The sequence below is a fragment of the Paenibacillus paridis genome, assembly GCF_006345825.1.
Taxonomy (GTDB): Bacteria; Bacillota; Bacilli; order Paenibacillales; family Paenibacillaceae; genus Pristimantibacillus; species Pristimantibacillus paridis.
Window position 1 is genome coordinate 54,079 of record NZ_VCIX01000081.1, and the last position, 25,700, is coordinate 79,778.

Annotated in this window: 17 protein-coding genes; 14 read left to right on the top strand and 3 right to left on the bottom strand. The window is 49.4% G+C overall.

From position 1 onward, the window contains the following. The first annotated feature begins 153 nt into the window (after positions 1–153). The 12 genes from FJQ58_RS10240 (at position 154) to FJQ58_RS10295 (ending at position 17,106) form a co-directional block, all read left to right on the top strand. The gene (locus FJQ58_RS10240) at positions 154–372 is read left to right on the top strand and encodes a hypothetical protein (protein WP_139992959.1); all 219 of its coding nucleotides are present in this window, start codon (positions 154–156) and stop codon (positions 370–372) included. Next, complete coding sequence (locus tag FJQ58_RS10245) at positions 356–1,204, top strand: glycosyltransferase (RefSeq protein WP_162341410.1); 849 nt, start codon at positions 356–358, stop codon at positions 1,202–1,204. The genes FJQ58_RS10240 and FJQ58_RS10245 overlap by 17 nt, the downstream gene beginning before the upstream one ends. Beyond that, positions 1,201–1,896 carry a glycosyltransferase family 2 protein gene (locus FJQ58_RS10250; RefSeq protein WP_139992963.1) on the top strand — a complete coding sequence of 232 codons (696 nt, stop codon included), beginning with the start codon at positions 1,201–1,203 and terminating at the stop codon, positions 1,894–1,896. Before FJQ58_RS10245 ends, FJQ58_RS10250 begins: the two co-directional genes overlap by 4 nt. Positions 1,897–1,903: 7 nt before the next feature. Beyond that, the gene (locus FJQ58_RS10255; RefSeq protein WP_139992965.1) at positions 1,904–3,028 is read left to right on the top strand and encodes a glycosyltransferase; all 1,125 of its coding nucleotides are present in this window, start codon (positions 1,904–1,906) and stop codon (positions 3,026–3,028) included. Between the two features lie 13 nt (positions 3,029–3,041). Continuing rightward, complete coding sequence (locus tag FJQ58_RS10260; protein WP_139992967.1) at positions 3,042–4,100, top strand: polysaccharide pyruvyl transferase family protein; 1,059 nt, start codon at positions 3,042–3,044, stop codon at positions 4,098–4,100. Between the two features lie 256 nt (positions 4,101–4,356). Next, positions 4,357–6,237: a molecular chaperone HtpG gene (gene htpG, locus FJQ58_RS10265; protein ID WP_139992969.1), complete on the top strand. Its 1,881-nt coding sequence runs from the start codon at positions 4,357–4,359 to the stop codon at positions 6,235–6,237. A 146-nt stretch (positions 6,238–6,383) separates the two neighbouring features. After that, positions 6,384–7,421: a LacI family DNA-binding transcriptional regulator gene (locus tag FJQ58_RS10270; protein ID WP_139992971.1), complete on the top strand. Its 1,038-nt coding sequence runs from the start codon at positions 6,384–6,386 to the stop codon at positions 7,419–7,421. A gap of 117 nt (positions 7,422–7,538) precedes the next feature. After that, entirely contained in the window at positions 7,539–8,897 is a 1,359-nt protein-coding gene (locus FJQ58_RS10275) for an ABC transporter substrate-binding protein (RefSeq protein ID WP_139992973.1), read from the top strand. A gap of 111 nt (positions 8,898–9,008) precedes the next feature. Next, positions 9,009–9,938, top strand: a complete 930-nt coding sequence (locus FJQ58_RS10280; RefSeq protein WP_139992975.1) for a carbohydrate ABC transporter permease — start codon at positions 9,009–9,011, stop codon at positions 9,936–9,938. A 4-nt stretch (positions 9,939–9,942) separates the two neighbouring features. Continuing rightward, the gene (locus FJQ58_RS10285) at positions 9,943–10,794 is read left to right on the top strand and encodes a carbohydrate ABC transporter permease (protein WP_139992977.1); all 852 of its coding nucleotides are present in this window, start codon (positions 9,943–9,945) and stop codon (positions 10,792–10,794) included. A gap of 26 nt (positions 10,795–10,820) precedes the next feature. After that, positions 10,821–12,794 (top strand): glycoside hydrolase family 127 protein, encoded by a 1,974-nt coding sequence (locus FJQ58_RS10290; RefSeq protein WP_139992979.1) that lies wholly within the window; start codon positions 10,821–10,823, stop codon positions 12,792–12,794. A 247-nt stretch (positions 12,795–13,041) separates the two neighbouring features. After that, positions 13,042–17,106, top strand: coding sequence for a DUF5695 domain-containing protein (locus tag FJQ58_RS10295; protein ID WP_238403954.1), 4,065 nt, complete (start codon positions 13,042–13,044; stop codon positions 17,104–17,106). An 808-nt stretch (positions 17,107–17,914) separates the two neighbouring features. Here FJQ58_RS10295 and FJQ58_RS10300 read toward each other — a convergent pair. The 3 genes from FJQ58_RS10300 to FJQ58_RS10310 all read right to left on the bottom strand — a co-directional run bounded on the left by FJQ58_RS10300 (position 17,915) and on the right by FJQ58_RS10310 (position 23,170). After that, entirely contained in the window at positions 17,915–19,462 is a 1,548-nt protein-coding gene (locus tag FJQ58_RS10300) for a GGDEF domain-containing protein (protein WP_139992981.1), read from the bottom strand. A gap of 269 nt (positions 19,463–19,731) precedes the next feature. Next, the gene (locus FJQ58_RS10305; protein WP_162341412.1) at positions 19,732–21,360 is read right to left on the bottom strand and encodes a response regulator transcription factor; all 1,629 of its coding nucleotides are present in this window, start codon (positions 21,358–21,360) and stop codon (positions 19,732–19,734) included. Then, positions 21,329–23,170, bottom strand: coding sequence for a sensor histidine kinase (locus tag FJQ58_RS10310; RefSeq protein ID WP_139992985.1), 1,842 nt, complete (start codon positions 23,168–23,170; stop codon positions 21,329–21,331). Before FJQ58_RS10310 ends, FJQ58_RS10305 begins: the two co-directional genes overlap by 32 nt. Before the next feature lie 195 nt (positions 23,171–23,365). On the opposite strand from FJQ58_RS10310, the gene FJQ58_RS10315 reads away from it, so the two are divergent. Then, complete coding sequence (locus tag FJQ58_RS10315; RefSeq protein WP_162341414.1) at positions 23,366–24,730, top strand: ABC transporter substrate-binding protein; 1,365 nt, start codon at positions 23,366–23,368, stop codon at positions 24,728–24,730. Positions 24,731–24,749: 19 nt separating this feature from the next. Then, positions 24,750–25,700 (top strand): carbohydrate ABC transporter permease, encoded by a 951-nt coding sequence (locus tag FJQ58_RS10320; protein ID WP_238403955.1) that lies wholly within the window; start codon positions 24,750–24,752, stop codon positions 25,698–25,700.

The window sequence follows — 25,700 nt, forward strand, 5'->3', positions numbered from 1 at the left end:
TGTGGATAGAAAGAAACAGACGGTGGCCTAAGCCATCGTCTGTTTTTTTTTGTCCATATGACTTGGTCCGATTCGACGTTTCTATGAAAAGTTTTTCAAAATAGCCTTACGCCGTTCACTCTATGAATCTCTCGAATAGGATGAAGGTATCAAATGGTAGGAGTTGATCTTGTGTCTTTCTATTTCAAGCTCCGCACGTATGTGGGGAGAAGCGTTGAGGTTGTCCTCTCGAATGGCGAAGTGATTGCGGGCGAATTAATCGCAGTAGGCTTCTCTTATGCTGTTGTTCAGGCATTAACGGTACCTGGCTATGGCGGCACAGAGGATGTGCTCATTCGCTCAAGGGTTATCCATTATGTCCGCATCTTATAGGCAGGGCTGTACCGACGGGGGGAGAAGACGGGACCTGATCGGGCAGCTGCGGGAGGGGACGAGGCTGCTGCCCCCTATTCGAGAGGGAGTCGACTTTTCCTTAAATACAGACGATTCGGGCGGGGATCGACTGTCCGTCGTGATACCTGCTCAAAATGAAGAAGCCACGATTGGGCGCGTCATTCAAGAGGCAGCAAAGCTTCATCCATCCGAAATTATAGTTGTGGTCAATGGGAGCACCGATCGCACGGAAGCCATTGCTTGTCAGCTTGGAGCATCGACGATTGTTTTCGAAGAGCCGCTGGGAACGGATGTGGGGAGAGCCATTGGCGCCTATGCAACTACCGGTGATCGTTTGTTGTTTGTGGACGGTGATTTTCATATGCCATGGAAGGAGCTCTTCCCCTTCTCGGAAGCAGTGCGGAATGATTGCGATGTGGCCGTTAATAAGCTGGATCACCATCTTGGCATGCGCGCTCCTTGGAACTCGGTTACGGCACTAAAGGTAGCGCTGAATATAGCACTCGGCCGCGGCGATCTTGCTAATGCGTCGCTCGTTCAAGTGCCCTTTGCCATGAATAGGCGGGCGCTTGCGATTATGCCATGGCACTCGCTGATCTGCCCGCCAAAGGCTTATGCGATTGGCGTGATGGGAGGCTTACGGATAAAGCCGGTACACCAGGTTGAGGTGGATCGAATGAACCGCTACCGGCCACAAAAGCATGCCAGGTCAGGACTTAATCAATCCCTGGCCGCCATGCAAATCATTGGCGATCATCTGGAAGCGATGTATGCGATGAATGGTAAAGAGAGAATGGAGGAAAAGGGATGATGGAGCGGGAACCAGGAAAAGTGAGTGTCGTGATTACGAACTACAATCGCGGGCCTTATCTCATCGAGTGTCTGGACAGCTTGCAGCGGCAGACCTATATAAACAAGGAAATTATTATCATCGACGATGCTTCGACCGATCGGTCCGTCGATGTGGTACAGGCATGGTGCGAGGCAAATGGCATTGCGGGCACGGATTCCGTTGTTGTAGTGCGGCTGCCGCGAAACGCTGGGTTTTCAGGAGCGATGACGACCGGATTTTTCCTTGCCCGCGGAGAGTATATTGCCGTTCAGGACGCAGACGATTTCTCTCATCCACAGCGGCTGGAGAAGCAGGTAGCTTATTTGGCTAACCATCCGGAGATGGCGCTAGTTGGAACCAATTATGCAGCCTTTGAAGAGGGGGAGCAGAGGCAATACGAGCCTGCCAAATGGCTTCACTATGGCGATCAGATCCGCAAGGCTTACCAAAATGGAGGCCACTGCATCTGTCATGGGACGATCATGTTCCGCGGCGAAGCGTTCGATCGCATCGGGGGACTGAGCCGACGAATCGTTGGCGCAGAGGACTACGAGTTTATCGTTAAGTTTTTGAACAATCAACAGCAGATTGCGAACATTCCAGACATTCTGTACTACTACCGTTTGCATACCCATCAACGGTCTTTGGCTTATTACAATAAGAAGGAGTGAAGCAAACATGACAAGCCCGTCGTTATCCGTGTTAATGGCTCTGGACAGTATGGATGCCGGCGGTACGGAAACGCATGTATTGAGCCTGGCCACTGCACTCATCCGCAAAGGACAACGCGTGAGCATCGTTTCTGCGGACGGCCTCATGCGTTCCCGGTTCGAGGCGGCCGGCTGTGCGGTCTTTCTGCTGGATTTCGCAAGGGCCAGTCGAGGAGAGCAAGCGTTGCAGATCGATATCTTGCTGCAGCTGATGCGAAATCAGCGCATTGACTGCGTGCATGTGCATCAAACCCCGTCAGGGCTGCTCGTCGCAAATGCGGCAGCACTGCTAGGCATTCCAACGGTATTTACAGCTCATGGCACTTATTATCCGCCAGGCAGCTTGAAAACGATACTTGGTTTATCCAAGGAAGTCATTAGTGTCAGTGCTCCTGTCCAGCAGTATATGGAGAGGTTTGGCTTTGCCTCTACCGTCATACCGAACGGCATCGATGTACAAGAATTTTATCCGGCGTCAGGCTCCCAGCTGCGGGGAGAGCTTGGCATCGCAGAGGATGCGGTTGTCCTCGTCTACGCCAGCCGCTTGGCGTGGGGTAAAGCTACCGCATGCGATACCTTGCTTAGAGCAATGAAGGATCTGCATCGCTACGGCTGGCACCGCCTGCAACTCATTGTCGTCGGCGACGGCCCCAAATATCAAGCGATCAAGGAGCTTGCCGCGTTCATTGAGGAAGAAAGCGGGGAGACGTTTATCCATGTGATTGGCCAGCAAGCGCAAATGCGAGAATGCTACAATGCGGCAGATATCGTGGTCGGCACAGGCCGTGTCGCGCTCGAAGCGATGGCTTGCGAGAAGCCGGTGCTCGCGATTGGCAACCACGGCTTCTTTGGCTGGGTAGAGCCGTCGAATTACGGGGAAGCCTGGTCGCATTATTTTGGCGATCACGGTTCTTACTCCGCTTACTCAAGGTATTTATTTGCCAATGAAATTGCCGAGGGCTGCCGCGATTTAGAGCGGCTGCGAGCGATCGGGAAGGACGGGAGGCGCTGGATCGAACAGGAGTTTCATGCCGAGCGGGCCACCGAGCAGGCGATGCTGGTGTATCATTCGGCCATAGGTCATTCACGATGAAGGGCGGTATTTTATGAAACGGATTTTATATGTAGGCTGGCTTGGATTTAACAATATAGGTGATGAATTAATGTGGCTGTTGTTCCGCGATCTATGCCGGTCGTATTTGCCTGACAAGCATTATGACGTTATTCCTTCGATTCCCGGTGTCGATATTCGTAATCCAGGCCCTTATGATACGGTGGTGCTTGGCGGCGGCTCGCTGCTTATTCCAGGCTATATCGACGTTGCCTATCAAGCGGCGGCTAAAAAGAAAAACGTGATCATTTGGGGAAGTGGCCACGACCGCCAGGATTACCCTGTTTTTGATGCAGCGGGGAAAATCACGACGAATCTAGCGTATACAGGAGAAAACCAAGCGACAAATGGCAAGCTAATGGAACTGGCGCAGAAATCGGTTTTTTTCGGAGTTCGCGGACCGTTGTCTCATCAGTTTCTGGAGCACTCCGGCGTTCCCAAAGCACAGACGATCATAAGCGGCGATCCTGCCTTCTTGCTGCCCGCCCCGTCGCCGGTCCACCCATCCAAGAAGTCACGGACGATCGGCGTTAACTGGGGTACTGCTTATAACCGCATATTTGGCGGGAGCGAAGAGAAGGTGGAGAAGCATTTGGTTCAGTCGCTTAGCGCCTTGATTGCTCAAGGTTATAAGATTAACATTTATTCGGTATGGGGACCTGACCGCGAGGCGTGCAAGCGATTATACGCGAAGCTTGGGGACAAGGAGAACGTCGAGCTGGATCTGGAACTCTACCATCATGAGGATCTGCTTGAGAAGCTGAAATCCTACGCGCTGACCATTAACTTCAAGCTGCATGCGAGCTATCTTTCCGCATCGGCGGGGGTCCCTTTCGTTTGCCTCGGTTATCGTTTTAAAGCCATTGATTTTGGACTTTCGCTTAAGCTGCCTGAATTTGTGCTCTCCACTGGAGACGAACAGCTTAGCGACAGCATATTGGACAGAGTGGGCAAGATAGAGAAAGGGGCCGATAAAATACGCGAAACCTTCTATACGCAGCAGCGGCATTACCGGAGCCTGCTAGAAACGCCTTTTCAAGAAGGCCTGCTGTAATCCGATAACGATTCACTTGTGAAAAAGAGCCGTTCCAAAAGGTCCTCGACCTTTCGAACGGCTTCTTTTTTTTTGTTATTTTCCGAGCTGCCGGTTGACATTAAAAAATGGTTTATGTTATATAAAAATAAGGATTAGCACTCTAAGGAATTGAGTGCTAAGATAGAGGCTGACGCAGTTGAGCATTTGTACAAGCCACCTGTCACACATCCTTAATGATTTTATGATTGATGAATGGAAGGGGAACGACCTACTCATGTCCAAAAAACAGTTTAAAGCAGAATCGAAAAGACTGCTGGAAATGATGATTAACTCCATTTATACGCAAAGAGAGATTTTCCTAAGAGAGCTTGTATCGAACGCGAGCGATGCGATCGACAAATTATATTACAAAGCTCTGACGGATGATCAGCTTGTTTTCAACAAAGAGGATTATTACATCAAGGTAGTTGCAGATAAAGCAAACCGTACGCTGACCATTACGGATACAGGCATCGGCATGACGAAGGAGGACCTTGAGAACAATCTTGGCGTCATTGCCAAGAGCGGCTCCTTTGCCTTTAAGAAGGAGAACGAGCTTAAGGACGGCCATAATATTATCGGCCAATTCGGCGTAGGCTTCTATTCGGCGTTCATGGTTGCGGACGTGGTGACGGTCGTATCGAAGACGCTTGGCAGCGATGAGGCGTTCAAATGGGAATCAACAGGTGCGGACGGTTATACCATTGAGCCTTGCGAGAAGGACACTGTAGGTACGGAAATTGTGCTGAACATTAAGGAAAACACCGAGGATGATCAGTACGATGAGTATTTGGAGGAATATCGCTTAAAATCAATTATTAAAAAATATTCCGATTTCATTCGTTATCCGATCAAAATGGACGTCAAGGGACAACGTCCGAAAGCAGACAGCGAGAATGAGTTTGAGGAATACCAGGAAGAGCAAACGGTCAACAGCATGGTGCCGATCTGGCGCAAAAACAAAAACGAGCTGACCGCTGATGATTATGAGCAGTTTTATTTCGAGAAGCGTTATGGCTTCGATAAGCCAATCAAGCATTTGCACATAAGCGCTGACGGCGCTGTTGTATATAACGCGATTTTGTATATTCCGGAGAACACCCCATTCGACTATTACACGAAGGAGTACGAGAAAGGGCTGGAGCTCTATTCGAACGGCGTTCTCATCATGGAGAAGTGCTCGGACTTGCTGCCCGACTATTTCAGCTTCGTGAAAGGGATGGTAGATTCCGAGGATCTGTCGCTGAATATTTCCAGAGAGATGCTGCAGCATGACCGCCAGCTGAAGCTGATCGCGAAAAATATTAATAGTAAAATTAAAAGCGCGCTGCTTGGCATTCTGAAGGATGAGCGCGAGAAGTACGAGACCTTCTACAAAGCTTTCGGCAGACAGCTGAAATTTGGCGTGTACAATGATTACGGCGCTAATAAGGACGTGCTGCAGGATCTGCTGCTGTTCCACTCCTCCAAGGAGAACAAGCTGGTTACGCTGGATGAGTACGTATCGCGCATGGCAGAGGATCAGAAATATATCTACTACGCATCAGGTGAGTCGATTGAGCGGATCGAGCGCTTGCCGCAAACGGAAATGGTTTCTGACAAGGGCTACGAGATTTTGTACTTCACGGACGATATCGATGAGTTTGCGATTAAAATCGTAGCGAAATACAAAGATAAAGAATTCAAATCGGTCTCAAGCGGCGATCTTGGCATTGAAGCGGACGAGAAGGACAAGGAAACAGCTGAAGAGCAGGATGCCAACAAAGAGCTATTCGAGCAAATGAAAACGATCCTTGCAGGCAAAGTGAAGGACGTTAAAGCGTCGAAACGTTTGAAAACCCACCCGGTATGCTTGTCTACTGAGGGCGAGGTTACGATCGAGATGGAGAAAATCTTGAAGGCGATGCCAAACAGCCAAGACGTAAAAGCGGACAAGGTGCTCGAAATCAACGTCAATCACGACATTTTCCAATCGCTAAAAGCAGCTAACGAGCAGGATAAAGAGAAGCTGGGCCTTTATACAACCTTGTTGTACAATCAGGCGCTGCTGATTGAGGGCTTGCCAATTCAAGACCCTGTTGCGTTCACGAACGATATTTGTAAAGTAATGGTTTAAGAACCAATTGCCCGTGGGATGGCCTTCATCGTGAAGGTTGTTCCACGGGTTTGTATTTATTTACAAAAAAGCGCTTGCAGAAAAAGCAGTTAATGTGATATAACCGAATTATACAAAATCTAAACGTTTAAAAAAGGGGTGCTCGCGTGACTAACATAAGCATTAAAGACATCGCCGCAAAGGCGCAGGTATCCACAGCGACAGTATCCTATGTATTAAACGGCACACGCAATGTCAAGCAAAATACCCGGGAACGGGTGCTTCAAGTCATTGAGGAAATGAATTACAAGCCCAATAATGCTGCCCAGAGCTTAAAGCGCAGGCGAACCAACACGATCGGCGTTATTGCGGAGGATGTAACGGTATTTAACGTACCGGAAATCATTGACGGCATTCATGATTGCGCAGAGCGGCTCGATATGCATATTTTGCTAACGAACATGAGGCTGGACAAACGAATTAGACATAGCTTGGACGATATGGACACTTATCGGCAATATGCGGAAAGTGCCGTTTCCGAGCTGCTTAGCAAGCAGGTAGAAGGCATTATTTATATCGGTGTGCATCCGCGTGACTTAACAGGGCTGTGCGATACTTCCGGAAAGCCGATTGTTTATACCTACAGCTACACACAGAGCAACCCTTCTATTCAATACGATGATGAACAAGCAGCTTATGATGCGATGAAACATTTGATCGACAAGGGCCATTCGCGAATTGCGATTATTAGTGGAATTATGAATTCCATTCCTTCCCGTCTGCGTTTTAACGGTTTTTACAAAGCCGTTACAGAATTTGAGCTGCCCTTTGATCCTTTGCTGATTAAAATGGGCGATTGGGAAGCGGAATCCGGTTACCAGCTGACGAAAGAGCTGCTAGGTCTCTCTGTTCCGCCAACGGCTATACTGGCAATGAATGATGTGATGGCAGTAGGCGTGATGCGGGCGGCGTTTGAGATGGGTTTTGCGATTCCTGAGCAGCTATCGGTTATGGGCTTTGATAATCGTGAGTTCACCCAATATTTAATCCCGCGCATTACGACGATGGATTTGCCGCTGCATGAGATTGGCTATCAAGCGATGGAAGCCATATCCCGTATTCTGCAAGGGGAAGACGCTCAGATTTCCGAGAAGCCCTTATGCAGATTAGTCGAAAGAGATTCCGTAGCTCCTCCAAAAAGGTGAACACCTTTTTTTTAGTGGGTAAGTTAAACGTTTAGATATTAGTTGGAAACGCTTACTTTCAGGTTGGCTATGATCCGATAGGATTGAGCATAAAAAAACGTTGCGGGGGATGAAGAAATGCGCAAGATGGGTCTAGGTTTGACAGCACTATTTTTAGTTTTGACGATGGCGTTGACAGCATGCAGCAGTACAAATAACGGTACGAACGTTAAGCCCTCGGCTTCGCCGGCAGGGACGAAAGCCGAAGGTGGCGAGGCGCCGCCAGCAGCGGAACCGACAAAACTAACGCTCTGGACCTTCGTTCAGCAGCATGCCGATTTCTACAACTTTATGGCTGCCGAATGGAATAAAGGCAATCCTGACCAGCAAATTGAGCTTGATGCGCAAAATATACCTTACGACGATATGCACACCCGGCTGCTGCTTGCGCTTCAGTCTGGCAAAGGTGCACCCGATCTGGTTGACATTGAGCAAAGCAAGTTTCCTAACTTTATGAAGGGCGATGTGCAGCTTGTCGAGCTTAACGATATCGTTGAGCCGGAAATTCCGAATATCGTCAAGTCGCGCGTTGAAATTTACAGCAAGGATGGGAAATATTACGGTGTTGATCTTCATGTAGGCGCGACAGTCATGTACTACAACAAAGAGCTGATGGATAAAGCGGGCGTAAATCCAGACGATATTAAGCTTTGGAGCGATGTTGAAACTTACGGAAAAACAGTCGCTGAAAAAACGGGCGTTCCGTTTATTACATTTGAAGGTAGCGGCAACTGGTCTTGGTGGCCGGCCATTAACCAAATGAAATCGGATCAAGTAGGTCCGGACGGCGAAATCACCGTAGATGATCCGCGCAATATTCAAGCGATGACATTCTTTAAGAAGCTGGTCGACGAGAAAATTGCCGCAGTTTCTCCAGGAACAGGCCATGATACTCCGGAGTACAAAGCCTTTATGAATGGCGGGGGAGCCGCAGCCGTATTTATGCCTTTCTGGTTCATGAATCGCTTTACGGATGAAATGCCTGATCTAAAAGGGAAAATGATTATCCGGCCAATGCCAGCGTGGGAAGAAGGCGGCAACCGCTCGGCAGGTATGGGAGGAACGGGTCTTTCCATCACAAACCAAACCAAAGCGCTGGAACTCTCCAAGAAGTTTCTAGCTTATGCGAAGCTTTCAAAAGAAGGCAACATTCAAGTATGGAAGCAGCTAGGCATGGACCCAATCCGTACTGAGGTTTGGAGCGATCCGGCGATGTCAGAGCCAAATAAGTTTACGGACTACTTCGGCACGGATATTTTCGCAACGCTGACTGAAATTAAAGACGAGATTTATCCAGTCAATATTCGTGAGACCTCGCCGAAAGTATTCGACGCCGTTCGCAACGAGATTGTGCCTAAAATTTTTCAATTCGGTGAAGATCCGGAGACGGTGATTAAGAAAGCCGCTGAAGCGCTTCGCAAAGATACAGGGAAATAATTAAATTCATGAAATAGAGAGTAGGATGGCAGCCGGCGCTGCCAGCAGCCGGAAATGAGGCAGCAGCGCTGGTGGTCATTTTGCAACAGATTGCGTAGGGGTGAGACAAATATGAACGCCGGTAAACAAGTCCAATATGGCCAAAGCAGAGCTGTTAGGACAAGAAAGATCAATGGGCAAAAGCTGGCACCCTATCTTTTTATTCTGCCTTTTATTTTATCGTTTCTCATTTTCTTCTCGTACCCGTTATTGAATGCCATTTTGATGAGCTTCCAACGGGTGCTGCCTGGTGACGTCGCATTTATCGGCTTGGATAATTATAAGAAGCTGCTTAACCCTGATTTCTACAAAGCGCTGCTTAACAGCACTCGCTATACCTTCTGGACATTGCTTGTGTTAATACCGCTGCCGCTGCTGCTCGCGGTGTTCCTGAACGCGAAGCTGATGCGTGCTCGAAATTTCTTTAGAGCAAGTCTCTTTATTCCCGCGCTTACCTCCATCGTCGTCGCGGGCATCATCTTTCGCTTAATTTTCAGTGAGCTTGACGGTGCGATTATGAACTCATTTATTAGCTGGTTTGGCTTCGACAGCCAGAAATGGCTACTCAGCTCATCGCTCAGCATGGTTGCCTTAGTCGTGCTTGCAACATGGCGCTGGGCGGGTATTAATATTCTCTATTTTCTGTCTGCGCTTCAAAGCATTCCAAACGAGCTATACGAGTCGGCAGATATCGATGGAGCGGGAACGCTAAATAAGTTTTGGAAAATAACGGTACCGCTGCTGCGGCCAATCACGATATATGTGTTTACGATTACGATCTATGGCGGCTACGCGATGTTTACCGAAAGCTTTATGCTGTGGGGAAGCAGAGGATCACCGCAAAATATCGGCCTGACGATGGTAGGCTACATTTACCAGCAGGGCTTTCAATATTTTGATTTGGGCTTTGGCTCGACCATCGGTATCACACTGCTAGCCATAACGCTGCTGGTCAGCATGCTGCAGTTAAATGTGCTTGGTTTCTTTAAGAAGGAGGACTAGTGGGATGGTAGAAAAACGATCAGGGAAAATACCCTCCTTCGTATTGATTGTTTTCTTTTCGGTGCTTGCCGTCATATCGTTGTTTCCGCTGTTTGCTTTATTTCTGGCCTCGGTGAAGCCGGCTTCGGAGCTTTTTCGTTACGGGCTGAACGTGCGGCTTGATTTCGATGTGATGACCTGGGCGAATTACAAGGCTATATTTTCGGGCAAAGGCGGCTCGCAAAACTTTTTTTTCTGGTACCGCAATAGCTTAGTCATTACGGCCGTATTTACTTTGTTATGTTTGTTTTTATCATCGATGGTAGGATACGGACTTGCCATGTACCGGTTCAAGGGAAGAACGCTCGTATTTACTCTGGTGCTGGCCGTAATGATGATTCCGGTCGAAATCATTATTTTGCCGCTCTACAAGCTATCGATTGATTTGTTTATTATCGATTCGATTTGGGGAGTCATCTTGCCATTTGTTGTTGCGCCGCTGCCGATTTTTTTCTTCCGCCAGTTTGCCATGGGCTTGCCCAAGGACTTTATGGATGCAGGAAGAATCGATGGCTGTACGGAAATGGGCATCTTCCTGCGTATCATGGTTCCGCTTATGCTTCCCGCTTACGGGGCCATGACGATTTTGCAGGCGTTGTTCAGCTGGAATAACTTCTTGTGGCCGGTCATCGTGTTACGGTCGACGGAAAAGTTTACGCTTCCAATCGGCCTTGCAGGCTTGTTGTCGCCAACCAGCAACAATTATGAGGTGCTGCTTGCAGGCTCCATTTTAACCATTTTACCTATACTGCTGCTATTCCTGTTCTTTCAGCGCTTCTTTATCGAAGGCCTGACGGTAGGCGGCGTGAAGGGATAACGATAGAGCGAAAAGGAGAAAGAGGCATGATTAATAAACAGAACCATACGTTCTCCGAGCCATCGGCAGTTCAAAAGGTAAGCATACAGGATCATTTTTGGTCGGACTATATTCAGTTGGTTCGGGATGTCGTGGTTCCTTATCAATGGGAAGTGCTGAATGACCGCGTAGCAGACGCGGAGCCAAGCCACGCGATCCGAAACTTTAAGATTGCTGCCGGACTCGAGCAGGGCTCATTTTACGGCATGGTGTTTCAGGACAGCGATGTGGCGAAATGGCTGGAGGCGGTCGCTTATTTATTGGAAATGGCGCCTGACCCTGAGCTGGAGAAGGCGGCAGACGAAGTGGTCGCGCTAATTGCCAAAGCGCAGCAGCCCGACGGCTACGTGAACACTTATTTTACGATTAAAGAGCAGGGACAGCGTTGGACGAACTTGGCGGAGTGCCATGAGCTTTACTGCGCAGGCCATCTCATAGAGGCGGCGGTTGCGTATTCGAAAGCGACGGGGAAAAGTGCCATTCTTGATGTTGCCTGCCGATTTGCAGATCATATTGACCACGTATTTGGTTCGGAGCCCGGCAAGCTTCAAGGCTATGACGGACATCAAGAAATTGAGCTGGCTCTGATGAAGCTGTACCGGGCGACAGGCAGAACAAGCTATTTGGAGCTGAGCCGTTTCTTTCTGAACCAGCGCGGCGCGAAGCCTGATTTTTATGAGCAGGAGTGGGAAAAACGAGGGAAGACGGTTCATTTTCCTCATTTGTCTATGGTCCAAGATTTGGAATACAGCCAAGCCCATCAGCCTGTGCGGGATCAGGAGCAGGCGGTAGGTCATGCGGTCCGCGTCGTTTATATGTGTGCCGCGATGGCGGATGTAGCCGCGGAGACCGGAGACGAGGGAATGCTGGCGGCATGCAAAAGGCTGTGGGGAAGCATCGTTTCCAGGCGCATGTACTTGACAGGCGGGATCGGCTCCATGGCGCAGGGTGAGTCCTTTACACAAGATTATGACCTTCCAAACGATACGATTTATGCGGAGACTTGTGCTTCCATCGGATTGATTTTCTTTGCCCGGCGGATGCTGGAGATGGAACCCGACAGCGAATACGCGAATGTGCTAGAGCGAGCGCTCTATAACACCGTTGTCAGCGGCATGTCTCGGGATGGCAAGCACTTTTTCTATGTGAACCCGCTGGAGGTATACCCGCCGATTCTTGGCAAAAACAAAAATTATGACCATGTGCAGCCCCGCAGGCAGGGCTGGTTCGGCTGTGCATGCTGTCCGCCTAATATTGCCCGTCTGCTTGCTTCTCTTGGCCAATATGTGTATACCGTTCAGGATGACGCCATTTATGCCCACTTATATATCGGTGGACAAGCGGATTTTCTTATTAACGAAACGGCCATCAAGCTTGAGCAGCAGTCCAATTATGCTTGGGAAGGGCAAGTGCGCTTCACTGTCTCCGTCTCGCAAAAAGCGGAATTTACGCTGGCCGTCCGGATTCCTGATTGGAGTACCGACGCTCAGCTTGTCATCAATGGTGTTGACTACTCCCCTGACGAGAGTGATGTCGTGAATGGATATTTGCGGATCAAGCGGGAGTGGCAGACGGGAGATACGCTTGATATTCAATTCGCTATGCCTGTTCTTCGGATGAAAGGACATCCGCTTATTCGTCAAACGGCCGGCAAAGTCGCGCTGCAGCGGGGGCCATTCGTTTATTGTCTGGAGGAAGCCGATAATGGAGCACAGCTGTATCATTTGAGCCTTCCATCAGCCAGCGAGCCCCAAACCGTGTTCGATGCTAATTTGCTCGGAGGCATGCAGGTGATCCTGGTCGAAGGCACGCGTTACGATTCCGCGGATTGGGAAGATGAATTGTACCGACAGGATACGAGTGAAGCAGCGGAAAAAATAGATTTGAAATTTATTCCTTATTTTGCATGGGCGAACAGGGAGCCTGGAGAAATGGCGGTTTGGATCAACAGCTCCCTTTAGCTACCCATAGACGAAAGCGAAATTCCCCTAGGTTCAGCAGCAGGCTTTTACTTAAGTGCCGCTCTGAGCATTAGGGGTTTTTAGTCGTCCTTGCAATAAATGGAGAGGAGGTGATGCGCGGTTGCAATAACGAAAGGAGGGATAGAGGCGGCAATGCAGGCAGCGTTGCTTCAGACGTAAAGAAGAATCTAAGCAACAGGATATGGACATAAGGCTACTCATAATTTATTTTTAGGAGGCATTAGGAATGAGGGTCCAATCGCTACCTGTTAACAAGAAAATGCTTATGCTTGGCGCTAGCTTTTTTGTAACCGCTTTATTTATATTGTTTACTCCTCAATCGGCGTTTGCCTACACGCTCTCCGACAGCAACTTTAATATTACGACCGGTACGCACGGCGAAATTAATTCGCTTCGGCTCACCGGCGATACGTTCAACACGCAATATGTAATGAATCCGACCGTTACGCCCAACCAGAATACCTCCGACCATCAGTGGCTGGGCGAGCTGATGTTCAAATACCGCTTCGGGACCGGCGCTTGGCAAACGGCGATGACGCAAAGCTCCGCAGATGCGAGAACGCAAACGCAAAGCGGAAATACAGTAACGGTTACGTATCAAAATTCTACCAATGCCAACGGTGTGAAAAACTTCAAGTTGGTTAACACCTACTCCCTCGTCAATGATTATTTCCTCTGGCAGTTTGAGCTAACGAATACGGGCACCCAAACGATTGAATTCGGCGATGTGGGACTTCCGCTGCCCTTCAACGAATTTTGGTCTGGCGGCAACAACGAGCAAATCTATGAGACAAGAGTGCTGACTCACTCCTTCGTCGGCAATAACAGCTCTTACATCACGGCAGCACGGCCAAGCGGAATTGGTCCATCGTTATTGATGGTACCGGATGCAAGCACAGGTGCAGGGTTCGAATACCAGGATCGTTGGAGAGTGGAGGAGCACCCGGGCAGTAAATGGGCTATGGATCAAGGCGGATGGGTCGAAGGCTTGAATGTGTTTTATATCCATTCCAACGTGATTAAGAGCACGAACCGCGGATACCTTCCGAACACGAGCTTGACGCTCGCGCCAGGCGCAAGCAAGACGTATGGATTTAAATTTTTTAAGGTAGCTAATGAAAATCAGGTAAAGGATCGGTTGTACAATGAAGGCCATATTGACGTGACGGTCGTGCCAGGCATGATTGTGCCAACGAATCAAACGGCGAAGTTCGACCTTCATACAACTAAAACCATTAACTCCGTTACGGCGCAATTCCCTTCCGATACGACGATTGTTTCCCTTGGCACAACCGGCACGAATCACAAAATTTATTCCATCCAAATGAACAAGCTGGGGCCTAACAACGTGACCGTCAGCTATGGCAACGGCGAGAAGACGGTTCTGCAATTTTATGCGATAGAACCGGTGGATGCTGCGCTGCAGCGACATTCTACCTTTATGGTAAACAGCACGCAATGGAACGTGCCTGGCGATCTGAGAGACAAGGTATTCGACGACTGGATGATGGATTCAAACTCGAAGCGGAATGTATTTAATGGCTATTGGGGCTGGGGAGACGATTGGGGCTTGACCCATGGTCAATTCCTCGCAGAGAAAAACGTCCAGACGCCTGTCGCTTCCGAGGTTGAAGCGGTTGACGATTATTTGACGGTCGCCATCTGGGGCAAATTAATGCGCGAGCATCAGACTGATTATCTGATTCATGATTTCCTCATGCCGGACCCGAATGATACGCCAACGTATCGGGGTTACGCTTATCCTCATATTTACAATACTTATTTCAGCATGTACAAGATCGCAAAGCTTTACCCGGGTCTCATCACGTATGACAATCCGAGAAATACTTATCTGCTTCGGGCTTACAATATTTTTAACGCGTTATACGGACCAGGCGTAGCCTACAACTGGAATACGGGCTTGATGGGCGAGCTGACGACACCGGAAATTATTAAAGCTCTGCAGGATGAGGGATACACGGCGGAAGCTAATAATCTCATTTCCAAAATGGCCACCAAATACAATAACTTTGCGAATACGACTTACCCTTACGGATCGGAATACAACTACGACAATACAGGCGAGGAAGCGGTCTATACGCTTGCTAAGATGAACAATAACAATACGATGAAAAGCAAGATCAATACCAAAACGCGCGCGGCGCGCGGACATATGCCGGTATGGTACTACTATACCGATCCGGTAACCATTACGGGAGAGAACTGGTGGAATTTCCAGTACACCGTTTCACTGGCGGGTTATGCCATGGACGATTGGATTCGCAACAATTCCACGAACCCTGAAGTGGAGCAGCGCTTATCCTATGCAGCGAAAATCGCCAACGTAGGAGCCATTAACTCCGGTCAGATCAGCTCTGATCCTGCCGATATCGGGGCTGTCGCATGGACCTATCAAGCGGAGAAGGGCAATTATCCGGCGCTTGGCCATGGCGGAGGTCCTCTGCAAAACGGCTGGAGGGGCATGTCGGGCGAATCCGACCTGGGGCTGTTCGGAGCGATTAAAATTTTGAGTGCCGATGTTTCGGTAGATCCGATCTTCGGCGTTTATTGTTACGGCTGCGACGTAACGGACAGCACGGCAAGCTATACGGTCGTTCCGAAGGACGGCGTATTCCAAAGGTTGAATCTCATTACCGAGAAATTCGGCATGGAGCTGGAGCGGGACAAATATACGACTGCTACGGTCGCAAAGGCGAAAAATGCGCTTAGCTTTACGCTGAAAAACAGCACGCCAGGTACGGCGCATACAACGAAAGTGGCGCTTAAAGGCCTAGCTGCAGGCTCGTACAATATTTTGATTAACAATGCGGCTGCCGGCTCGGTCAATGTGGCTAGCGGCGCAAGCGCGACAATTAGTTTGAGTATTGGCACGGCAGCCACGTATTCCATTAGCTTGCAGCAAGGGACGCCTTTGCCTAATACGGCGCCAGTCGTTGATGCGGGAGCTAACGGAAGCTTCACGCTGCCTGCAGCTGTTACGCTCTTAGGAACCGTGACCGATGACGGTTTGCCAAGCGGAACGGTGACGACAACTTGGTCGCTCGTAAGTGGACCGGGAACAGCAGTCTTCGCAAACGGCGGTGCAATCAACACAACGGCAACCGTATCAGCGGCAGGCACCTACGTTTTCCGGTTGACGGCAAGCGATGGCAGCTTGACGGCAAATGATACGGTAACGCATACCGTCAATCCGGCAGCGGCGATACCAGAGGTTGTAGCCAATTATTTATTCAATGAAACAAGCGGAACGACAGCAAATGATGCTTCGGGCAACGGGAAGCATGCGACGTTGAGCGGAAGCACTTCATGGGTAGCGGGCAAATCGGGCAATGCGCTTGATTTGAACGGTACGAATGCTTATGCAAGCCTGCCCACAGGCATTGTCAGCGGACTGAACGACTTCACGATTGCCGCATGGGTGAAGATCGACAGCTTAAGCAATTGGGCACGCATATTCGATTTCGGCACGGGAACTAGCCAGTATATGTTCCTTGCACCACAGGTTGGCGGAGCGGGGCTTCGGTTTGGCATTACGACCAGCGGGAACGGTGCGGAGCAGCAATTGAATGCGCCGGCACTGCCAACGGGGGTATGGAAGCATGTAGCCGTTACGCTCTCGGGCACAACCGGGCGGTTGTATGTGGACGGCGTACAGGTGGCTAGCAATACGAGCATGACGCTTAAACCGTCAAGCCTTGGCAGCACAAGCCTCAATTATATCGGTAAATCCCAGTGGTCCGATCCTTATTTGGACGGAGCGGTGGATGACTTCAAAATTTACAGCAGAGCCTTAAGCGTAACCGAGGTAGGCGCTTTATTCAGCGGTTCGACCGCGTCTTCGAATATCGCTCCGCAGGGCGTAGCGACCACATCCTTTGTGTCATCATGGGAAAGCCTTGCCGGCTTGAACGATGGTTATGCGCCGACCAGTTCGGCGGATCGCGGGCATCCGATCTATGGCAATTGGAACAACCCGAACACGACGCAATGGGTACAATACGACTTCTCCCAAAACTACACGATCTCCAGCATTGAAGTTTATTGGTTCGATGATGACGGAGGCATTGATTTGCCGGCATCGTATACGATTCAATATTGGAATGGCACCGCATGGGTCAATGTCGCCAGCCCGTCAGGTCTAGGCCTGCTCGGTAACCAGTATAACACCACGACCTTCACGCCGGTCTCAACGAATAAGCTGCGATTGAACGTTACCGCGAAGGCAACGACTTCTACAGGCATATCTTCATGGAAAGTAAACGGTTCCTAAACGCAGTTGAACAAAACGCAGCCCTGGTGCATTCGCAGGGCTGCGTTTTTTATTTATTTCTATAAATCTAAAAGGAGGACCGATATTTGTAAGTTAAACTAAATTTCTCGAGAACGATCTTCTCGTTTGGCTTAAACTTCACTTCTTTCGTTCAACTGATCTAGACCCAACATGCCAACAACAAACTCATCCTATATAGAACCAACTTGAATACAACAAATCTATCTTAATTAGACCCAACACGCCAACAACAAATCTATCTTATTTAGATCCAACTTAAATAGAACAAACCCATCTGCGGTTAGGTCTGTATTGCGGGTTGCTGACTTTATCTAAGTTTTTCCTTCGTCGATTTTCGCATTGTTTTGGACAATGACTTCTCTCCATGTAACTTAGATGGAATTTGTCCCTCTATTTTTGATGATTTTAGGATTTTAGGTCATTTAGATGGAATTTCTCCCATTAATTCTAGTCTATTTCCCGAAAATGACTTGAAACCGTTAGATTAACGGGACAAAATCCAGTTAATTGTTTTTGCCCGGCGCATAACGGTATTTTAACAGGACAAAATCCAGTTAAATCATGCCCAGTCGCTCCAGCTACATAAAACCAGCCACTCTATAGCCGCTTAAGCAAATAAGTCCTGTCCAATTAATAGTCACTCTAGCAAAATAAGTCCTGTCCAGTCATTAGTCGCTCCAGCAAAGTAAAACCTGCCCCCACTATACTCGCTCCAGCAAAAAGGATAGATAGCAACGGAACGCTTACTGGGTCACTGGGAAGTCATCTTAACTGCAACCGTGTGGGGTTAGAGAGAAGCCGCCTCCTGCATGCTTGCTTCATATACACTGAAGGCGTTTTTGCCGCTGCGCTTGGCATGATAAAGAGCCATATCGGCGCAAGTGTACAGCTCCTCGGAATCTTGGGCATGCAAAGGGGCAATCGCGATCCCGATGGAGACGGTTGTGCTCAAGTCATTAATGACGTTCACGCCTTTGATTTCAATGGGGCGGTTAAGCTCATGAATGATATGCTTAGCTGCATCCATTGCTCCTTGTTCATTGTCGATATGTTTAAGAATGACGACGAATTCATCGCCGCCGAGCCGTGCGGTCACATGCTCGGGGTTTGCGACGGCAGAACGAATCCGTTTGCCAATTTCAATAAGAAAGGAGTCTCCCGCATCATGGCCAAGCGTATCGTTTACCCTTTTAAAATTGTCCAGGTCGATATGCAGCAGCGCGGTTTTTTTCTTTTTCTTCTTATTTCTATCAATTGTGGCGCTAAGGGCGCTTTCAAATGCGGCGCGGTTGGAGAGCCCGGTAAGCAAATCATGAGAAGCCAAATAAAGCGGTCTGGCAACCAGCTTGGAAATGATGTATGAAATAATGAGAGCAATGGCAATGGTAGCTAATAGCTGGAGCAGGAACACTTGGTTATTTTGCTTCAGCTTGCTATTTAATTCCGAATGGTTAAAAACGATTTCAATCATCCGCTGATCCGTAAAGCGGGTGATCTCGTTGTCGAACTGAACCGTGTAGGGCACATAACGGTAGGTAACAGGAAAGCCATCCCGTTCACCCTGAATGACCTGAACCGAGGACTCTTTCAGCGCTTGGTTGAACGTTGCGAGATTCTCATGGGATACAAGGAGCGATCGGGTGTCCTCTCCGGTTTTTCCGATTGATTTTCCCGTCGTCGTAAATATAGTAATGTCGTTAATATAGCTGTATTTTTGGATGAGGCTGTTACTGATTTCAAGAAAATTAAAGCTTTGAAAGACGGGATTACTATCCAAATACAGTCCGAGCTCAATTAAGTATTTGTGATCGGGCGTTGGCATGTAGCTATATTTGCGCAGCCTGCCCGTATTAGATTCCTGATCGATTCCATCAGCAGTGAAACGCTTGCCGTTTAATCGCTCTTCCAGCAGGCGTGAGAAGGAGGGGAGTGTGCCGCTGTCTTCATTGAAGTTCAATCCGACGTCAAGCGGGAAGCTGCTGAATCGAACGGTGAGAGAACGGTCAATAACATAGATGTCCATACCGTCCATTTGTTCTTTGAGCGCTTGGTAGTCCCAAGAAGAGACATCAGCCTGCTCACTATATTTTTGCAGCAATTTATCGGAATGGCCCTTCATTTTATTTTCGATGTCTTGATCCGAGAGCTGAAAGGCTTTGTCAGCAGCGGAGACGGCGGCGACAACGGTATCCTCCACTAAAGCGGACTCTCTCTCGTAACTTGCGATTAGATTGGTTTTTAAGCGGTTTTGATTCACCAGGGACACGCTGAGCGTCAGTAAAATGCTGAAGATGCCCATGATGGTCATTAGTTTAGCTTTAAAGCTAAGCTGCACAATACTACCTCCTCTTGGATGTTCATGGACGCAGCCCATGAGAGCAGCAGAAAGAGCTTCCTACAAGGGTTTGGAGGAAAAGAACTGCTAGGTCTATTTACCTAAACTATATATCGGTTGGCGAATTCATTTCCTGAACGGAGCGGTGGAAAAAATTTCAATAAAATGGCGAGCCGAATAGCGTTTGCGAATAGGCAGGAGCAGCATTAAAAAAGCTGCCTTCAAGGCGGTTAACCTTGAAGGCAGCTCTATGACTTGCGCATAAGCATTTATTCTGCATTATAGTTTTTCTGGTATTGCCGTGGCGTCAGCCCCGTCCATTTCTTGAAGGTAGAGCTGAAATGGCGCTCTTCCTGGTAGCCTACCAGCTTGGAGACGGCATAGATCTTGTAGCTTTGCCGGAGTAGCTCCTTCGAGCGCTCCACTCGGTACTGATGCAGGTAATCGAGGAAATTGACGCCGAGCTCCTGTTTGAACAGCGAGCTGAGATAGGAATTGCTGACAAAGGTTTCCTTGGCGGCAAGCTCAAGCGTAAGATTCGTATTGTACCGCTGCTTAATAAGCTCAATCGTAGCGGAAACGGTGCGATGCAGTGATTTTTGGTTGGATACCGCCTCCACGATGCTCTGGACAATTTTTTGGAGGACGACAGAGCAATCATCAAGCGTCTCCATATTCGGAATTTGTTCGATCCAGTTCACGAAGCTGTCCTGCCATTCAATGGAGGCAACCTTCCTTTCCCGAGCGAACTTTTGCAGCTCCAGAATCAGGCTTGTGGAGCGCAGGTGCACCTCCGCTTTGGAATAGCCGGAGTTATTGCGGATATGCGACATGCTGGCTTCGATCGCATCGACAGCTAGTTCATACTGCTCGTTTTGCAGAGCGATGAGCAGTTCTTTCTCAATGCGCTGCAGGAAGGGGTCCTCGAGGATGGAGCTCTTCGCAGCCTGCGGCTTGCCTTGGCCGGCGTAGAAGAAAATGCCGCCCCGGCCCTGATAGAAGCGGGCTTCCATCGCTTCAATTGCTTCCTGATAGCCGATATGGGCCGTATCAACTGAGCGCTGGGCGGAGCTGATGGAGATGCTGATCGAAAGCTTGAGATAAGCTTCGAGGTTAAGCTGAAGCTTCTTCATAGCGCCTTCTACCGCATCATGCGTCATATGGTCCGGATAATTGCCGATCCAAAGCATCTCGCCCCCATACCGGAACACCTCCAGATTTCCGCCGTACAGCGGCTGGAGCGTCTCATCGGTAATGTTCAGCAGAGCATAACGAATGAGCTCGAGATCCCTTTTCGAAGCGGCGGCATTAGGGCCGTTGCTAGAATCGATTCGGATAATGCCAACCTGGACCGGTCCTGGCAGAAGCCCCATACCTACTTCCCGCAGGACGCTTTGACGGTTCTCGAGCGGCATTAACGGCTGCTGAATCCACTGGGATAAAATTTGGTTTTTGAGCAAGTGAATGTTGCGGTTCCAGCTGCGGTTAAGATCGGACAACGCTTTATCCTCGTTTTCCGAGTCCTCGATTTTTTGCTTGAGCTCCAAAATTACCCGCACGATGTCATGCGGCATGCATGGCTTTAAGAGATAATCCGATACGCCGAGCTTGATCGCTTCCTTGGCGTATTCGAACTCGTTATAGCCTGTGAGCAGCACCGAGCGAAATTCAAGCCCGGCGGCTTTGGCCTCGCGGATCAGGTCCAGACCGTTCAGATGAGGCATGCGGATGTCGGTGAGAAGCAGATCCGGCGGATCATTCATAATCATTTCCAGTGCCTGCCTGCCATTTTCCGCTTCCCCCGCAATTTCAATGCCGTATAGCTTCCAATCCACTAACGTAAGTATGCCTTCACGGAAGGATTGCTCATCCTCCGCTACGATCATTTTTAGCGCCATGCCCATCGCCCCTTTGTTTGATTCGCAGTTGCACTCTTGTACCTAAGCCTTCCCGGCTTACGATCTCAAATTCCGCCTGCTCGTAAAATAAGGCAAGCCTTTCCTTAATATTGGATAACGCCATCCCCGAGTGGGGGGCATTCATCTGCAAGGCTTTCATCGGCTCCTGCTCGGGAGCCCTATTCAAGCGTTGAACTTGCGCTGCGGGCATGCCGGGCCCATTATCTGCAACCTCAAGCACAATGTGTGTGTCCTCGGTGTAAGCCCGGACATGGATGTGGCCGTTGCCGCCGGAGGGCTCGATGGCATGGATGATGGCATTCTCGACCAGCGGCTGCAGCAGCAGCTTCGGCATGCGGAAATGCTGAATGGACGGCTCCATATCAATCTCGAAATTAAACCGGGTAGTAAACCTTTTTTTCTGCAAAAATAAATAGTTCCGTACCAGCTCCATCTCATGCTCCAATTCGACAAAGTCGTTGCCGCTGTTGAGGCTGAGCCGGAACACCTGGGAGAGGGACACGACCATTTCGGATATTTCGTTGTCGCCTTTCTGCATGGCCGTCCAGTTGATCATATTCAAGGTGTTATATAGAAAATGCGGATTGATTTGCGATTGCAGCGCTTTAAGCTCGGCTTCCTTTTCCTTCAGCCGCGAGGCATACACATCATCGATCAATGTCTTAATCCGCCCGACCATCGTATTGTATAGGTGTCCGAGCCGTCCGATCTCATCATTGCCGTTAAAATGCACCCGCTGCGTGAAATCGCCGGTTTGGAGCGCCTTCATCGACAGCATCAGCTTTTTCATCGGATTGGTGACGATGCGGGCGATGACCCAAGACAGGGCAATCGTCACCAGCGTAACGACGGCCATGATCGAGAAGGTGACCGATCCGATATGCTTGAGCTCAAGCACCAGCTTGCTGCGGTCCTGAATGACGACCGTATGCCAGCCGGTAATGTCAGAGACGGAATCGGACACGATGTATTGCTCATTGCTCTTTAGCATCGCCAGGCCGCGACCGGGATGAATCGTTTCCGTATCCGTCTCATCGAACATCGGAAGCACCGTTACCGGCTTGCCGATCCACTTCATGTCCGTAGCTGCAAGCACAATGCCTTGATCGTTCATGATGAATTGGGCGGCATCCTCGTTGTCGTGGTATAAGGTTTTGCTCAGCTTATCCGAATCCATTCCGATAATGAGCAGTCCAGTGCGCGCGTAATTGTAAAAGTTTTTGTAAGGCTTGATCAGGACGATCTTATGGTGGTAGTCGCCCGGCAAAATGTAATCCGACGGATAGAACATATCCCATATTTGCCCGGAAGGCGATTTCGCCAGCCTCTCATAATAACGGGTCTTGGCAAAGCCATCCAAACTGATAGCGCTTGCAATACCTGTCTGCGTGATGGCAAACGGAGCTCCCGAGTTTTCCTCGCTGGAGGTTGGGTAAAGGATGAGCGATTGAATCGTTTCGTTCGTCACCATCAGCGGCAGCAGATTCTTGTATACTTGATCGCGCTGCTGCGGCGTATCCCCGTTCATCAGCATGCCCTGCACAGTCGGATTTAGGAACAAATAATTGGCGAAGCTAAGTGTGCTCTTGGCAAAATAGTCCAGCTGGTCCTTCGTCTTGATCGCCATGTTCATCTGGGATTGGCGAAGCTTATCGACCACCTCGCCCGAGGCGATGTAATAGGAATACAGTCCGGTAATGCCTACCGTTACAATAAGAAGCGGAATGACTAAGGTAAGCAGTTTGCGCTGCAAGGTAATATGTCGAAATGGTGGAAAAATTGCTCTCATCCTATTCACCTTTAGCCAGTTGAATTTGTGATTTCAGTATACCAAGAATTAAATCGGGGCAGGGGCTTTTTGCCTATGATCCAAAAAATGAGGCATCTATTCTAAATTATGGGTCATATTTTGGCGCGTGGATTCCAAGTTATAATGGGGGCAGAACAGGAAACGCCTGGTCAAATAAATAAAGGTGGGGTAGCGATGAGAAAAATATGGATCACGCTCGTAGCCATGCTGATGGTATTTTCGGTGGCAGCATGCAGCTCTGGCAACAATGGAACAAACGGAAACAAGGGGGCTTCGCCAAGCCCGACGAATGAGACGAAGGAGACGGCTGCGCCAGACGAGGGCAAGAAAGCCGATCCGGTTACGCTTAAGTTTTTCACGGCGCTTGCTGACCGCTCGAATGGAGCTGGCAAAATCGAGCAAGCGATCATCGACAGCTATATGGCTGAAAACCCGAATGTGAAAATCGAAGTCGAAGCGCTTCAGGATGAGCCTTACAAAGCGAAGATCAAAGTATACGCCTCAACGGATGCATTGCCCGATATTATTCAGGCTTGGGGACAGACCTCATTCATCAAACCTCTTATTGACAACAACATGCTGCTTGAGCTGAACGAATCGGAATTCGATAGCAGCAACTTCGTGCCAGGGGCGAAGGATGGCTTCTCCCAAGACGGCAAGCTGTACGGATTGCCGCGCGGTACCGATTTCCTCGTGATCTACTACAACAAGAAGCTGTTTGACGACAATGGCCTAAGCGTGCCGACAACGACGGCAGAATTGCTGGAGGTGTCGAAGCAGCTGAGAGCGAAAGGCATTAACCCCATTGCGACAAACGCGATGGAAGGCTGGTCGCTTCCGATCTGGTTCGAATATGCGGCGCAGCGCCACACAGGCGATTTCAACAAAATGGATGCCGTGCTGAAAGGCGAAGGCAAGTTCTCCGGCGATGCCGACTTCCTTGCAGCGGCACAGGACATTGCAGCCCTAGCTGAAAATAAAGGTTTGGCTGACGGCTTCCTGACAGCAGATTACGGCACATCCCGCAATCTGTTCGGCCAAGGCCAAGCAGCGATGTATGTGATGGGCAACTGGGAAGCAGGGCTTGCAACGGACGAGAACTTCCCTGAAGAGTTCCGTAACAATGTAGGCGCGATCTCCTACCCTGCATCGGACAAAGGAAAAGCGACCGACGTAGCGGCATGGTATGGCGGCGGATACTCGGTATCCAAAACTTCCAAAAACACGGAAGCAGCGGTAGCATTCCTGAAATATTTCTTTGCGCCAGAGAACTGGGCGAAGCAGGTATGGGAGACTGGTTCCGGCACGCCGGCTCAAAAGTTTGATCAATTCCTGACAGGCAACGAGACTGCGCTGCAAAAGCAACTGGTCGATATCTTTAGCGCCATGACTTCTTCAAGCGGTACGCCGGTCCATGATAATGGCACGGATGAATTCAAGACCAAAGTGATGGAAGCGCACCAGAAGCTGTTCGGCAAACAAATAACGCCAGAGCAATTTTTAACGGAAATGGATGCAGCGGTTGCTGTACTGAAATAAACAAAGATGAACCTGTCAAATGTGCGGCAGACGAACCAGCGTTCGGCTGCCTGCCTTTGCTGGCAAAGAGAGAGCGGGGAGAACCATGCACAAACTGATGAGCAATCGGATCACCATTTTCTGGCTAGTAGCACCTGGCTTTCTGCTGTTTCTCTTCATGGTTTGCTTTCCGATTATCATGAGTGGTTACTACGGTACGACGAATTGGACCGGAATTGGCGCATACGAGTTCGTTGGATTCGATAATTATACGAAGATTTTATTTCATGACGGCGTTTTTTGGCGCTCATTGCTTAATGCTCTGCTGCTGCTCGCAGCGACGCTGCTCATTCAGCATCCGCTCGCGCTGCTGTTTGCGATATTCGTCACCCATGCAGGCAAGTTTGAAAAATGGTTCCGGGCCATCTTCTTTATACCGGCTGTTATTTCCATCGTCGTTACTTCAAAAATGTGGGTAAGCGTATTTCATCCGAATTTCGGGATGTTGAATAAATTGCTGGAGGGCGTAGGCCTCGGCACATGGAAGCAGGATTGGCTCGGCGATCCGCAAATCGCCATCTGGTGTGTCATTGTCGTTGTGATGTGGCAGGGTTTTGGATATGCGCTGCTTCTGTATTATGCCGGGCTTCAAGGCATACCGAAGGATCTGTTCGAAGCGGCCGAGCTTGACGGCGCCGGACGGGTGAACCTGTATACGCGGGTCATTATTCCGCTGCTATCGCCGATGGTGCGAGTGGCGGTAGTCATTGCCGTTACCGCCTGCCTTAAGCAGATGGAGACTGTATTTCTCATGACGAACGGCGGACCAGCCAACACGACGCAATTCATTGGCAACTACTTGTACAAAACAGCGTTCTCTTCCTCGCTGTACGGCTACGGCAACGCAATCTCCGTCGTATTCGTGATCATCTGCTTGATCATTACGCTGGCGATGAACAAGGCATTCAAGAAGGACGTAGGCGAATTTTAG

Coding starts and splice junctions, on each gene's coding strand:
- FJQ58_RS10295 (WP_238403954.1), top strand. CDS start 13,042: ATGAGGGTCCAATCGCTACCTGTTAACAAGAAAATGCTTATGCTTGGC.
- FJQ58_RS10260 (WP_139992967.1), top strand. CDS start 3,042: ATGAAACGGATTTTATATGTAGGCTGGCTTGGATTTAACAATATAGGT.
- FJQ58_RS10290 (WP_139992979.1), top strand. CDS start 10,821: ATGATTAATAAACAGAACCATACGTTCTCCGAGCCATCGGCAGTTCAA.
- FJQ58_RS10285 (WP_139992977.1), top strand. CDS start 9,943: ATGGTAGAAAAACGATCAGGGAAAATACCCTCCTTCGTATTGATTGTT.
- FJQ58_RS10310 (WP_139992985.1), bottom strand. CDS start 23,170: ATGAGAGCAATTTTTCCACCATTTCGACATATTACCTTGCAGCGCAAA.
- FJQ58_RS10305 (WP_162341412.1), bottom strand. CDS start 21,360: ATGGCGCTAAAAATGATCGTAGCGGAGGATGAGCAATCCTTCCGTGAA.
- htpG (WP_139992969.1), top strand. CDS start 4,357: ATGTCCAAAAAACAGTTTAAAGCAGAATCGAAAAGACTGCTGGAAATG.
- FJQ58_RS10280 (WP_139992975.1), top strand. CDS start 9,009: ATGAACGCCGGTAAACAAGTCCAATATGGCCAAAGCAGAGCTGTTAGG.
- FJQ58_RS10240 (WP_139992959.1), top strand. CDS start 154: ATGGTAGGAGTTGATCTTGTGTCTTTCTATTTCAAGCTCCGCACGTAT.
- FJQ58_RS10275 (WP_139992973.1), top strand. CDS start 7,539: ATGCGCAAGATGGGTCTAGGTTTGACAGCACTATTTTTAGTTTTGACG.
- FJQ58_RS10245 (WP_162341410.1), top strand. CDS start 356: ATGTCCGCATCTTATAGGCAGGGCTGTACCGACGGGGGGAGAAGACGG.
- FJQ58_RS10255 (WP_139992965.1), top strand. CDS start 1,904: ATGACAAGCCCGTCGTTATCCGTGTTAATGGCTCTGGACAGTATGGAT.
- FJQ58_RS10315 (WP_162341414.1), top strand. CDS start 23,366: ATGAGAAAAATATGGATCACGCTCGTAGCCATGCTGATGGTATTTTCG.
- FJQ58_RS10250 (WP_139992963.1), top strand. CDS start 1,201: ATGATGGAGCGGGAACCAGGAAAAGTGAGTGTCGTGATTACGAACTAC.
- FJQ58_RS10320 (WP_238403955.1), top strand. CDS start 24,750: ATGTGCGGCAGACGAACCAGCGTTCGGCTGCCTGCCTTTGCTGGCAAA.